At 47.3% G+C, this 11,156-nt stretch carries 13 protein-coding genes, 1 tRNA gene and 1 riboswitch; of the genes, 3 read left to right on the forward strand and 11 right to left on the reverse strand.

Annotated features, from left to right (window positions below):
* Positions 1-144: 144 nt before the first annotated feature.
* From RLO19_RS29445 to RLO19_RS29455, 3 genes are all read right to left on the reverse strand, one after another.
* A tRNA-Thr gene (locus tag RLO19_RS29445) sits at positions 145-216 on the reverse strand.
* 170 nt (positions 217-386) lie between these two features.
* A complete protein-coding gene (locus RLO19_RS29450; protein ID WP_446361115.1) occupies positions 387-1,562 on the reverse strand; it encodes a cysteine desulfurase family protein in 1,176 nt (391 codons plus the stop codon).
* Between the two features lie 142 nt (positions 1,563-1,704).
* Positions 1,705-2,085 carry a DUF7682 family zinc-binding protein gene (locus RLO19_RS29455; RefSeq protein WP_446334903.1) on the reverse strand — a complete coding sequence of 127 codons (381 nt, stop codon included), beginning with the start codon at positions 2,083-2,085 and terminating at the stop codon, positions 1,705-1,707.
* A 335-nt stretch (positions 2,086-2,420) separates the two neighbouring features.
* Here RLO19_RS29455 and RLO19_RS29460 point away from each other — a divergent pair, with 335 nt between their 5' ends.
* Both RLO19_RS29460 and RLO19_RS29465 read left to right on the forward strand, forming a co-directional pair.
* Positions 2,421-4,049 (forward strand): phospholipase D-like domain-containing protein, encoded by a 1,629-nt coding sequence (locus tag RLO19_RS29460; protein WP_446361133.1) that lies wholly within the window; start codon positions 2,421-2,423, stop codon positions 4,047-4,049.
* Between the two features lie 19 nt (positions 4,050-4,068).
* On the forward strand, positions 4,069-4,665 hold the full coding sequence (locus RLO19_RS29465; protein ID WP_446361117.1) for a tetratricopeptide repeat protein: 597 nt from the start codon (positions 4,069-4,071) through the stop codon (positions 4,663-4,665).
* Positions 4,666-4,789: 124 nt separating this feature from the next.
* On the opposite strand, the gene smpB is transcribed toward RLO19_RS29465, so the two are convergent.
* Positions 4,790-5,257 carry an SsrA-binding protein SmpB gene (smpB, locus tag RLO19_RS29470; RefSeq protein ID WP_446361119.1) on the reverse strand — a complete coding sequence of 156 codons (468 nt, stop codon included), beginning with the start codon at positions 5,255-5,257 and terminating at the stop codon, positions 4,790-4,792.
* 133 nt (positions 5,258-5,390) lie between these two features.
* Positions 5,391-5,477: riboswitch (Glutamine riboswitch) on the forward strand.
* A gap of 35 nt (positions 5,478-5,512) precedes the next feature.
* Here smpB and RLO19_RS29475 point away from each other — a divergent pair.
* Entirely contained in the window at positions 5,513-5,857 is a 345-nt protein-coding gene (locus RLO19_RS29475; RefSeq protein WP_446334907.1) for a DUF4278 domain-containing protein, read from the forward strand.
* A gap of 135 nt (positions 5,858-5,992) precedes the next feature.
* Here RLO19_RS29475 and RLO19_RS29480 read toward each other — a convergent pair whose 3' ends face one another.
* From RLO19_RS29480 to RLO19_RS29510, 7 genes are all read right to left on the reverse strand, one after another.
* Positions 5,993-6,781: an MBL fold metallo-hydrolase gene (locus RLO19_RS29480; protein ID WP_446361121.1), complete on the reverse strand. Its 789-nt coding sequence runs from the start codon at positions 6,779-6,781 to the stop codon at positions 5,993-5,995.
* Between the two features lie 26 nt (positions 6,782-6,807).
* Complete coding sequence (locus tag RLO19_RS29485; protein WP_446361123.1) at positions 6,808-7,428, reverse strand: anthranilate synthase component II; 621 nt, start codon at positions 7,426-7,428, stop codon at positions 6,808-6,810.
* 72 nt (positions 7,429-7,500) lie between these two features.
* Complete coding sequence (locus tag RLO19_RS29490; RefSeq protein WP_446361125.1) at positions 7,501-8,016, reverse strand: diacylglycerol kinase; 516 nt, start codon at positions 8,014-8,016, stop codon at positions 7,501-7,503.
* Between the two features lie 50 nt (positions 8,017-8,066).
* A complete protein-coding gene (gene ybeY, locus RLO19_RS29495) occupies positions 8,067-8,594 on the reverse strand; it encodes an rRNA maturation RNase YbeY (protein WP_446361127.1) in 528 nt (175 codons plus the stop codon).
* A gap of 37 nt (positions 8,595-8,631) precedes the next feature.
* Positions 8,632-8,844: a DUF3285 domain-containing protein gene (locus tag RLO19_RS29500; RefSeq protein WP_446334912.1), complete on the reverse strand. Its 213-nt coding sequence runs from the start codon at positions 8,842-8,844 to the stop codon at positions 8,632-8,634.
* Positions 8,845-9,033: 189 nt separating this feature from the next.
* Positions 9,034-10,141, reverse strand: a protein-coding gene (gene prfB / locus RLO19_RS29505) for a peptide chain release factor 2 (RefSeq protein ID WP_446361129.1) whose coding sequence is annotated in 2 segments (ribosomal slippage) — positions 9,034-10,068 and positions 10,070-10,141 — 1,107 coding nt in all. Because the reading frame shifts where the segments join, the coding sequence is not laid out codon by codon here.
* A 115-nt stretch (positions 10,142-10,256) separates the two neighbouring features.
* The gene (locus tag RLO19_RS29510; protein WP_446361131.1) at positions 10,257-10,982 is read right to left on the reverse strand and encodes a Bax inhibitor-1/YccA family protein; all 726 of its coding nucleotides are present in this window, start codon (positions 10,980-10,982) and stop codon (positions 10,257-10,259) included.
* Between the last annotated feature and the right edge of the window lie 174 nt (positions 10,983-11,156).

The raw sequence follows: 11,156 nt of genomic DNA on the forward strand, positions 1-11,156 counted from the left end.
ATCCAGGGTTTTTCTCTGGAACTCTAAGAAGACGAGCAAAACGAAGGGACGCGGCTTTAGTTCGTCCCGTAGTATCCTCTTAGAATCCCCCGCGTCCCTTCACTTCGTTCGAGGGCAAGTTTAACCGGGGGAGAAGTCAAACTAAGCTGGTGACAAGATTTGAACTTGCGACCGGCTGATTACAAATCAGCTGCTCTACCACTGAGCTACACCAGCAACTTCGTTTAGCATAGCAAATTATATTAGCAGTAGGGAAGGGGTAAAAGGGAGGCTGGGGGAGAAAAACTTACATTAGAGCTTATTGGAGCAGTAGCAGTATTAGGTTAGGACAAGTTTAACGGCAAGAGCAACCACGCAATAGTAATCAACCCTCTGCCTTGCTTGGGTCAAACGTTCAATAATACAGGTTCTGGCAATAACCGGGCGAGAACCTGCTTGAGTACCATCGCTGTCCAATCTACATCAGCTTCTGTGGTTTGTCGCCCCAAGGTCAAGCGAATGCCTCTTAATGCCTCTGACTCACTGTAGCCCATTGCCAATAAGATCGGACTAGGATTGAGTTTACCACTATCACAGGCAGAACCCGCACTAATGCCTATCCCTGCCAAATTAAGCTGACGCACCATCGTTTTACCACTCACCTCCTTCAATCGGGATGCTGGGATATTGGTTAGGCAAAAACTAACATGATGAGGTAAGCGGTGTAGTCGCGAACCTGTTGGTTTTAAATAGGGGATGTCGCTGAGTTGATTAAACAAGCGATCGCGCAACCGAATTAAGCGAGGTGTTTCCGTTGACAGTTCGGCTGTTGCCAATTCGGCGGCGACACCAAATCCCGCGATCGCGGGAACAGCCTGTGTCCCTGAACGCTGTTGCATTTCTTGTCCCCCACCCCACAGTAGTGGCACTAATTCAACATTAGGACTTACATACAGCGCCCCCACTCCTTGAGGTCCATAAATCTTGTGACTTGAGATTGACAGCAAATCCACAGGTAACTGTCGCACATCAATGGGCAACCGTCCAGCCACCTGTACCGCATCGGTATGGAACAGTATCCCATTATTTCGGGCAATTTGCCCTAGTGTTTCAATGGGTTGGAGCGTCCCCACTTCACTTTGACCATAAATTACAGATACTAATACCGTATTCGGTACCAGGGCGTCTTCCAAGTCGCGGGGATTTACTCGTCCCTGTTTATCCACAGGTAATCGTGTCACCTGCCATCCCCAAGTTTCCAACCAGCGCACAGGTTGAGCGATCGCGGAATGTTCCACGCTAGAAATCACAATATGCTTGGGCGTTCTGTAGTTTTGGGCAATCCCCATAATGGCTAGATTATCTGCCTCTGTGCCACCGGAGGTAAAAATCAAAGCCTCGGCTGGCGCATTAATTAAGCCAGCCACTTGCATTCTCGACTGTTCCACGACAGTAGCAGACCGTTGTCCCCACTCATGTAAGCTAGAGGGATTACCCCACTGCTGAGTCAATACCCCTTGCATCGCCGCGATCGCTTCTGGGCGGGGGGGTGTCGTGGCGCTGTAATCGAGATAAATTTGCATAGTGTTCAGCCTTTTTCACTCAGCGACGGGCTATAGTTTCAGCATATAGCTCTGAGGACTGTTTATTCTGTACCCAACGTCTGACTTTTTGGTCATTGGTCATTAGTCATTGAACAGAAACACTCAAAACTCTTTCATCCCTCTACTCACCGGGTTTATCCACATTGTAGTCCTCGTGAGACAAGACAGCGTAGGGAATCAACAAACTCCCGTAGTCATGACAAATCATCCGGTAGTTGCGGGTAACCGGGATACTGACGATCCAGCGATTGTGGCGTAGTCGCTTGCCGCCAAATTCTCGGTAGTTCTTTTGTTCTTCCAAGCCAGCGATAATCACACGGGCTTTGACCACCACATGGGTGGGCAAATCCTTTAAGTCAATGGGATCATTGTCAAAAGTAGACTCCCATTCTTGCTTTTGTTGCTTTTTAGCTTCCCGTGCCTTGTTGTCTTGCTCACATCGGTGGCAGGTTTGACCATACCCCTTATGACCGCACGGAAATGTCTTTTTTCGTCTCGACATAAAACGGTGGGATGGGTTCAAACCCTAGACGTGACCATGTTATCTTCCTGATAGTGACTTCCCCCATTCAGGTTGTGGAAAACGAGATTTAAGTTGTTCATTGTATTTTTATGTTAGTTCAATAGGGACAAATCCTTGAACCTTATTTCAAACTGAATCAGAAAAACCCCGATCAGCCGTTTTAGTCCGATGGCTCAGAGTCCCATGTATCTTATACTTTCCTAGCTTCTCCGGCTTGTCTCAAGGGATGAATTCCCATTGACAGCCTACTTGGTTTATGTTCCCGTAGGTGATAAAAAATAATCAAAGCAATAAGTGAATCTAATATGGATTTAATGTTTCAATCCTACTGGCATCAAGGTATCATCTGGCTCATTGCACTAACTCTGTCCGCTTGTCAAACTTCTCAACCTCAAGTTCACCATCCGCCTCCCTTACCCCAAGACCCCTTTGTTCAGGTCTACTTTAACCATTCCCCCTCAACAACCTACAAGGAACCCTATCGCTCAGTGACTCGACCGGGCGATAATTTAGAGCAGATTATTGTCGAAGCGATCGCGACGGCTCAATCCACTATCGATGTTGCTGTCCAAGAGTTGCGCTTGCCGCAAATTGCTCAAGCTCTGGTTCAACGACATCAGGCGGGGGTTAAAGTCAGGGTGATCCTAGAAAATACCTATAACCTCTCTTGGAGTGAAATCCCAGCCGAAGATCTAGCTAAACTGCCACCTCGGGAACGTAACCGCGCCCAAGAGAATTTACGGTTAATTGACAGTGATAACGATGGCAAACTGACCCCTAGTGAAATTAATCAACGAGATGCTTTGGTTATTTTACAAAATGCTGGCGTTCCTATCCTAGACGATACAGCCGATGGCTCTCAAGGTAGCGGCTTGATGCACCACAAGTTTGTCATTGTGGATGGATACAAGGTTGTGGTTACCTCCGCTAACTTTACCACCAGCGACATTCATGGCGACTTTCAAGCACCGGACAGTCGTGGCAATGCCAACAATCTCGTCAAAATTGAAAGTGTCGAATTAGCTAATTATTTTACCGAAGAATTTAACCAGATGTGGGGAGATGGACCTGGTGGCACAGCCGACAGTCGGTTTGGCGTCAAAAAGTCACCACGCCCTCCAGGGCAGGTTACTCTCGGAGATACCACTGTGACTATCAAGTTTTCGCCCACGTCACCAACTCAACCCTGGAGTCAAAGCAGTAACGGTTTCATTGAGCAAACTCTGCAAAGTGCCGCCCAAACCATTAATCTGGCATTGTTTGTCTTTTCTGAACAGCGACTGGCAGATCAGTTACAAACTTCAGATGAAAAGGGTGTCCAAGTTAAAGCGTTAATCGATCCAGGTTTTGCCTATCGCTACTACAGCGAAGGACTAGATTTATTAGGTGTGGCGCTGAGTAATGAGTGTCGCTATGAACCGGGTAATCGTCCTTGGCAAGATCCGATTGCCACAGTTGGTATCCCTAAACTCCCATCAGGCGATCTGTTACATCATAAGTTTGGCGTGGTAGACGGGAAAACGGTGATTACAGGGTCTCATAATTGGTCAGAAGCAGCCAATCACCAAAACGACGAGACGGTTTTGGTGATTGATAGTCCTCTAGTCGCCGCTCATTTTGAACGTGAATTTGAACGTCTGTACACGAATGCCATACTGGGTGTCCCGGTGGCGGTTCAGCAAAGGATTCAGAATCAGCTACAATCCTGTGACGAGATTACTGAGGCAAACGATCCGAACGCCCCAACTTTTAGTGGGATAGTCAACCTCAACACTGCCACTCAGGAGGAACTGGAAACTCTACCTGGAGTTGGACCCAAACTAGCTGAGCGAATTATTGCCGCGCGATCGCAGAAGCCATTCACGTCATTAGCTGACCTTGACCAGGTTCCAGGTGTCGGAACTCATCTACTCCAGCAGTTAGATGGGCGAGTGACGTGGTAATCCTAACCTTTATCATGCCATGAACTATTTTTCTTTGAGTTTACTCTTGACGACAACAGCGATTTTGGCTCAATTATCCCCGCCCTCGATAGCCGCAAGGATGCCCCGACTCAACTCTAAATCCGTGATCCCAGCCACGCAATTATTGGTGCAAGAGGTGAATGAGTTTGATTACTGGTTTGATCGGTGTTATGAACTCACAGGCGAGGAAGCACTGGAGGCTTGCGACAACGCGATCGCTATTAATCCCAATGATGCGTCAGTCTGGTATAACCGAGGTACGCTGCTGATGACAGAACTAGAACGATATGAAGACGCAGTAGGATCTTTCGACAACGCTTTGGAGATCAATCCTCAGGATTTGGCAGCCTGGGATAATCGAGGCGTGGCTTTAGGACAACTGGGGCGGTACGAGGATGCCTTAACTTCTCATGATCGCGCTCTGGAAATCGACGATCAACATGCGAGAGTTTGGCAAAATCGCGGCGTAACCCTGTTTCTTTTGCAGCGCTACGAAGAGGCTCTCACTGCCTTTGAGCGTGCCATTGAACTTGATCCCAACTACGAACAAGCACGACGCAACCGAGACTTGGTTCGGGAACAGTTAGGGCGATAGCCTCTTGGATTCCGCAAGTGCGGGGGAACTGATTAGTTGGGGCGGATTTTGCCAATCCCTTTCTGTCTATCTCGCACCTGCCCTTGTTGGGAAGCACAGACATCCTTTTGATCTGTGGGTATATTTAATAGCGCTGAACAACTCGCGCCATTTCACGCTCATCCTGACGCCGCTTAATTGTCTCGCGCTTGTCGTGCAATTTTTTCCCTTTACACAAACCCAGGCTCACTTTCACTAAGCCTCGCTTCAAATACATTTTTAACGGCACTATGGTTAACCCTTGTTGTTCTACTTTGCCTACAAGTTTGCTGATTTCCTGCTTGTGCAGCAACAGTTTACGGGTGCGAAGCGGGTCGTGATTGAAGTAGAGGCTGCTACTTTGGTACGGCGAAACATGTACGTTCAGCAGCCAAGCCTCACCCTTGCGAATTAGGGCATACCCATCGCGCAAATTGACCCGACCCTCGCGGATAGACTTAACTTCTGTCCCTTTTAACTCAACGCCCGCTTCATAAGACTCTAAAATCTCATAACGGAAACGTGCTTGCCGATTATCGGCAACAACCTTGAACCCTTTACTTTGATCACTCATACCAATCACCTTAGCGTCTGATACTAAAAATTGTGGTCTCAGACAATCACCTCAGGAAACCTCAAAAGGTAAAGTTTTGTTAAAAAGTTGACATTTTCTCGAAAAACAGTAACAATAGATACAGAACAAATAAATCGTTCATCTCTCTAGCCATTAATCAATTAACCGTGAAAGATGATTAGAGGGACGGAAGTAGGGACAACTCCCGAAGGAACGCGCCTCATATCACTACAGTTGCATTACGAGGCGAAGACCATGAAACTTAATTATCGCGGCATCAAATACGATTACAATCCCCCTACGGTAGAAACTGTAGAATCGGGATCTGGTGGTAAATATCGGGGTTGGGACTGGCGATTCCGTAATTTAAAAAATCCGCCAGTGTTACAACCGCGAGTCAACCTGCAATATCGCGGCGTTCGTTATCAAACACCAGGGACTGTTGCTAATAATGGTGTTGCGCCAGAAAAAGCACCCACTTTAGTTACCAGTCAAGAGAAAGCTCGTTCTCGGATGAGCAAGCAGCAACGAGTTCTCAAAAATCGTCAGCTTTCGATGTTGTATCGCTCAGCTACGGAAGTTGGATTGGCAACTCGTTAACTGTAGATGGGAGTGAACTTTCTCAGCTAAATAGGCGATTCGGATCATGTCAAATTGAAAATTATGACGTGATCCGAATCGCCATAATATTATACAATGATGCATCCTAACCGCTATGGCGCTGGCTATTCTCCCTTAAAATCGATAACTCAACACTTTAATCATCGAAGGATTCTGGGGTAAATCTGAGAATTTCAACGTCAGCGTATCGCTGTTTATCCGACTTACGGGCATTCCCTCCATCACAGTTAAAAACTCATCCACTGATCCAATCCCATAGTCCCCCTGACAGGTTTCATCCGCTGCTTGGGTACGGAAATGAGTCGGGACTACCATTTTCGGATTCAACACACCGATCGCCTGTTTAGCCTCTTGAGGATTATACGCTTTAATACTGCCGCCAACAGGCACAAATACCACATCAGGACGCCCCATGAGGATTTTCTGCTCAATTTCAATAGGTGCCGCCGCCCCACCTAAATGCAGAAGTTTAATCCCACTTTGCTCCCATTGCCATGCCACATTATTCCCCAATCGGCGTCCACCTTGGCGATCATGAGGAATACTAATCCCTTGGAATCGAATACCCCCGATCTGATAAACTCCCGGTTGAAATAGGATACGCGGATTTCCTGGCAATCCCTCAGCCGCACCTTCGTCCAACAACTGAGAGCTAATTAAAACCAAATCAGATTCCACTTTCGGTGGACGATAGCCTGCTGTACATCCGACTGTCCGAAACGGATTAACCAGAATCCGCATCCCCTCGCCTGTAAACAAAAAGCAGGTATGTCCTAACCACTGAACTGTCAACGTTCCATTAGCCGACTGTGCCCCAGCCGACTTGAATTGTGCAGCCAATGTCGTTCCCAAAGTGCTAAACACTCCTGCACCCACGTAGCGCATCAACTGTCGCCGTTTCATTGTTAGTTAATCACTACTCCTAATACTTAAGCTAGAACCATAGGGTTTTGAGTCGATGCTGGAAGAGATACTAGAAAATTTTGCAATAACTGTTTGCCACAATCGGTCAAAACACTCTCTGGATGAAATTGGACGCCTTGGAGATGGGGATAGTTCCGGTGTCTCACCCCCATAATTGTCCCATCCTCCACCCAAGCCGTAATTTCCAGCACCTCTGGACAGCTTTCTTTGTCAATCACTAGGCTGTGATATCGAGTGGCGACAAAGGGATTGGGCAGATTCTGGAAAACACCTACTCCGGTGTGGTAAATTTCCGAAGTTTTACCATGCATCAACAGGGGGGCACAGATAATTTTTCCGCCAAAGACTTGACCTATACTTTGATGACCCAGACAAACGCCTAAGATGGGTACAGTTGCACCAAGCTGGTGAATTAACTCACAGGAGATTCCGGCATCATCCGGGCGTCCGGGTCCTGGGGAAATAACTATCCCATCAGGGTTTAACTGGCGCAGTTGCTCTAGGTCAATTTGGTCATTGCGGTAAACCTGAATATCAGCAGCAACGGGTAATTTGAATCCTAGTTCACCGAGATACTGCACCAGGTTATAGGTAAAACTGTCGTAGTTATCAATGACAATAATCAAAATTTACACTCCTTTTGAACTCACCCTAACCACGACAAAACGTTACACTGTAATTTAGGTTAAAAAAATAGCTTAACGTATCAGTAAAAAGATACGAGTCATTAAGGGAGGCAAGAGTAGGGAGCCAGCCACGAGTAGGGCTGCGATCGCGGAGATGAGAACAGCACCTGCTGCACAGTCTTTAGCTACTTTTGCTAGCTCATGATAAGACTGTTTAACCGTTAAGTCCACAACCGCCTCAATTGCCGTATTCAGCAATTCCAGGGTCATGACTAGCCCACTGGTCAAGCCAATCACGGCAATTTCTACAGGTGTCAACTCTAACAAAATAGCCAAGGTAATTGCCACGGTGCCAATCAGGGTATGAATGCGAAAGTTCCGTTGGGTGACAAAGGCATAGCGCACTCCCGCCCAAGCATATTTAAAACTGACTAATAGGGTTGGGGCAATGCACCAAGCCAAGTCTCGTTTGAATCTATGATTAGACTCAGGCTTTGGCGGTTTGGGGAGTGACAGATCCTGCACTATCGACCGGGAGCTGGGAACCAGGTATTGAGAGTTAGCAGAATGAGTATTGTGATAAACCATGGGGATTGAATTCCATTGCTAGTGATGAACTGACACTGAATCCAGTGTCATTATACGGGTAACGTCAAGTTGACAATCTGGAGTAAAGCTTTCTGCTGGTTTAGCATTCGCAGCAAGCTTTCCTCATCCGGATGATCCCACCCTAAAAGATGTAACAACCCATGGGTTGCTAACCAAGCCAGCTCTACTTCTAAGGGATGACCCTGTTGTTGAGCTTGGCGACAAGCGGTTTCCACTGAAATGACGATATCTCCCAGGTAGACTGATTCAGCCCCTTGCATGTCTGGAGGTATCTGAGGCGAGTCTACCTCTAATGCAGCGAAGGAGAGTACGTCAGTGGGTTGATTTTTGTGGCGGAACTGAGAATTAAGTTCCTGAATTTCTGTGTCGTCACTCAGGCGTAGTGTCAGTTCATACCCCAGCGCTGGCGGACTATCTGGGTGCAGTGTTTCGAGCCATTGGCTGAACCAATGTTCCCAAGTGGAAGTGGAAATTGGGTTCGTGAGGGGATTAGCTTCCGGAGTCGCTGACTGGGAGGCTTCAAAGAAATAATCCTGCACTATTAGTTCGATATTCACTCGTGCCGCCTCTCTTGTGAGGTAAGCTATGGGAACGTTAACGAGTCAGGTAAGCTAAACCAATCAGCACAGCTAATAGACCCACAGTGGTTAGAAAAAAGTGTTGCAGGGATTTGCCTCCTTTGCTCACCATGTTACGCATCGCTAATTTCACGTAACTGGGTTTAGGTTCATTGAAGGCGGCGTTTGCTGTTGGCTGTTCAGCAAAAGGGGACTTCGCTGTATCCGAGGGTGTCGAGGGTTGACTCATTATTAATGGTGATTTGACGCTAAAAACTATTTTATCGCCTTTATTTACATAATGTAACAAATTGCCATTCGTAATTTGCCAAATTTGGTCAGGGCGGGTTTAGTCCAATCTAGATGATCAAGAAACGATAATCATTAAACCCGCCCCGATACCCCACACTCCACACCTATCTTCCCCATGCCAAACTGATTAGGTCAATTGATTTTCCTGACGCAGGTAGGCTTCGATGAAGGGATCAAGAGTCCCATTCATGACATCATCAACGCCGGTGGTTTCCACATTCGTCCGTAAGTCTTTCACCAACTGGTAAGGGTGGAAGACATAATTGCGAATTTGGTTTCCCCAAGCGGCTTCAACTATATCGCCTCGGATTTGGGCAATTTCCTGGGCGCGTTGTTCTTGAGCAATCACCAATAGCTTGGCTTTCAGGAGGGCGAGGGCTTTTTCCTTATTTTGCAGTTGCGATCGCTCCTGGGTACAGCGCACGGCAAGTCCTGTGGGAACATGCACAACCCGAACGGCGGTTTCCACTTTGTTGACATTTTGACCACCCTTACCCCCAGAACGAGAGGTGGTAATCTCTAAATCCGTTTCGGGAATATCTAGGTTTACACCTTCGTCTAGCATTGGCATGACTTCAACGCCTGCAAAACTGGTTTGCCGCTTACCGTTGGCGTTAAAGGGAGAAATTCGCACCAGTCGGTGAGTTCCTTTCTCTGCTTTCAAATAGCCATAGGCGCGGAGTCCCTGAATTTCCAAAGTAGCTGACTTAATTCCGGCTTCATCCCCTTCTGAGAGTTCTGCCAACTGCACTTTATACCCTTGGTTTTCTGCCCAACGGGTGTACATTCTCAGCAGCATTTCTGCCCAATCTTGGGCATCTGTTCCGCCAGCCCCAGCATTAATCGCCAGTACAGCACCATTGGCATCATAGGGACCCGATAGTAGCTGTTCTAGTTCCCAACGGTCAAGTTCGCGATTGAGCTTAACTACATTGGTTTGGGCTTCTTGCAGTAGTGCTTCATCGGTTTCGATCTCCAGTAATTCCAGAACTGCTTTTGCATCCTCTAGATTACTTTTCCACTGATGGTACTGCTGTAGATTCAATTTCAGGTCATTAAGCTTTTGCAGGGTTCGCTGAGCGAAGGTTTGGTCATCCCAAAAATCGGGTTGAGCGGCTTGTTGCTCTAAGTCTTTAATTTTGGCAGTTAGGGCAGGGATGTCAAAGATAGTCCTGGGTTTTTCCCAGGCGAAGGGACAAGGTTTCGACTTCGCGTTTAATCTCTAAAACTTCCATGTTTCTTTTTTCTGGTACTTTACTACCCTTTATCAATTGTAAACAGAAAACTTAATCCCATTAGACTAATGACAGGTATCCCACGCTTGAAAAGGCGTGGGATAAAGTTAGTCAATTAGTCGCGATTAAAAGCAATCAGCAACCGCAAAATAAAGATAAACAGGTTGATGTAGGTCAAGTACATTGACAATGCGGCTGGCAGATACTGATCATTGCGATAAGTGCGGGGCAAAATGTAAAAATCCACCACCGCCGCACCGACAAATAGCAATACGCCAATGCCAGAGATGCCTATTTCTATCCAGTTAGGGGTATAGACGCCAAAAAAGCTAAAGATGAGCTGACCCACTAATACTAGCAACAAGGCGATGATGCCCAGTTGAACGGTTTGGGTTAACGCCATCCCATCTTGATCTGAGAGATTCGAGCCAATTTGACGGGCAGCGACAAAGGTGATACCACAACTGAGGGCAGCGATGCCAATCCCTTGAATCCCTACCCCCGATGTGCCGAGGGCAACAAAGACGATACCACTGAGGGTATAACCTGAAAGTAGGCTATAGGTCGCCAATAGGGGCAATGCGGTGCTGTTATTACCTTTCTCCGCTACACCACGGGCGACGAAGAATAGGGCGAATTCCGCAATTAGGGCAACCCAGAAGGTGGGCATGAATAACCCTGGGTTTGTAGTAAGGACATTCAAACCACCATAGGTGCCCAGAGCCGTTAAAACCAATCCACCGCCGACGTAGGGCAGGGCATTGGCTATGACATTGGGCCCGACTAGGGCTTGACCCTTAGCATTGCGAATGGCTTGGCGAAAGTTACTCGTGTTGCTCATTTGACGCTCTCCCTCCTAGAAGAAGGGAGATTCTATGGAAATTTCGTTCCATATATCCCGGTAAACGGGTTCCCAGGCACACGATATTCGCCATCTAGGGCATCGTGTTATCTCCTAACACCCTGTCGATTCAGGGCTGGGCGTTTCAAACCTTTGCGGTTTGGGTTCCGCCGA

The sequence above is a fragment of the Coleofasciculus sp. G2-EDA-02 genome (assembly GCF_040226375.1).
Lineage (GTDB): Bacteria > Cyanobacteriota > Cyanobacteriia > Cyanobacteriales > Coleofasciculaceae > Coleofasciculus.

What these genes read in the sequence shown, in the direction of transcription:
- RLO19_RS29455 (WP_446334903.1), bottom strand. Translation starts at nt 2,085, where the DNA reads ATGTCGAGACGAAAAAAGACATTTCCGTGCGGTCATAAGGGGTATGGT.
- smpB (WP_446361119.1), bottom strand. Translation starts at nt 5,257, where the DNA reads ATGAGTGATCAAAGTAAAGGGTTCAAGGTTGTTGCCGATAATCGGCAA.
- RLO19_RS29475 (WP_446334907.1), top strand. Translation starts at nt 5,513, where the DNA reads ATGAAACTTAATTATCGCGGCATCAAATACGATTACAATCCCCCTACG.
- RLO19_RS29460 (WP_446361133.1), top strand. Translation starts at nt 2,421, where the DNA reads ATGTTTCAATCCTACTGGCATCAAGGTATCATCTGGCTCATTGCACTA.
- RLO19_RS29480 (WP_446361121.1), bottom strand. Translation starts at nt 6,781, where the DNA reads ATGAAACGGCGACAGTTGATGCGCTACGTGGGTGCAGGAGTGTTTAGC.
- RLO19_RS29490 (WP_446361125.1), bottom strand. Translation starts at nt 8,016, where the DNA reads ATGGTTTATCACAATACTCATTCTGCTAACTCTCAATACCTGGTTCCC.
- RLO19_RS29500 (WP_446334912.1), bottom strand. Translation starts at nt 8,844, where the DNA reads ATGAGTCAACCCTCGACACCCTCGGATACAGCGAAGTCCCCTTTTGCT.
- RLO19_RS29465 (WP_446361117.1), top strand. Translation starts at nt 4,069, where the DNA reads ATGAACTATTTTTCTTTGAGTTTACTCTTGACGACAACAGCGATTTTG.
- RLO19_RS29510 (WP_446361131.1), bottom strand. Translation starts at nt 10,982, where the DNA reads ATGAGCAACACGAGTAACTTTCGCCAAGCCATTCGCAATGCTAAGGGT.
- RLO19_RS29450 (WP_446361115.1), bottom strand. Translation starts at nt 1,562, where the DNA reads ATGCAAATTTATCTCGATTACAGCGCCACGACACCCCCCCGCCCAGAA.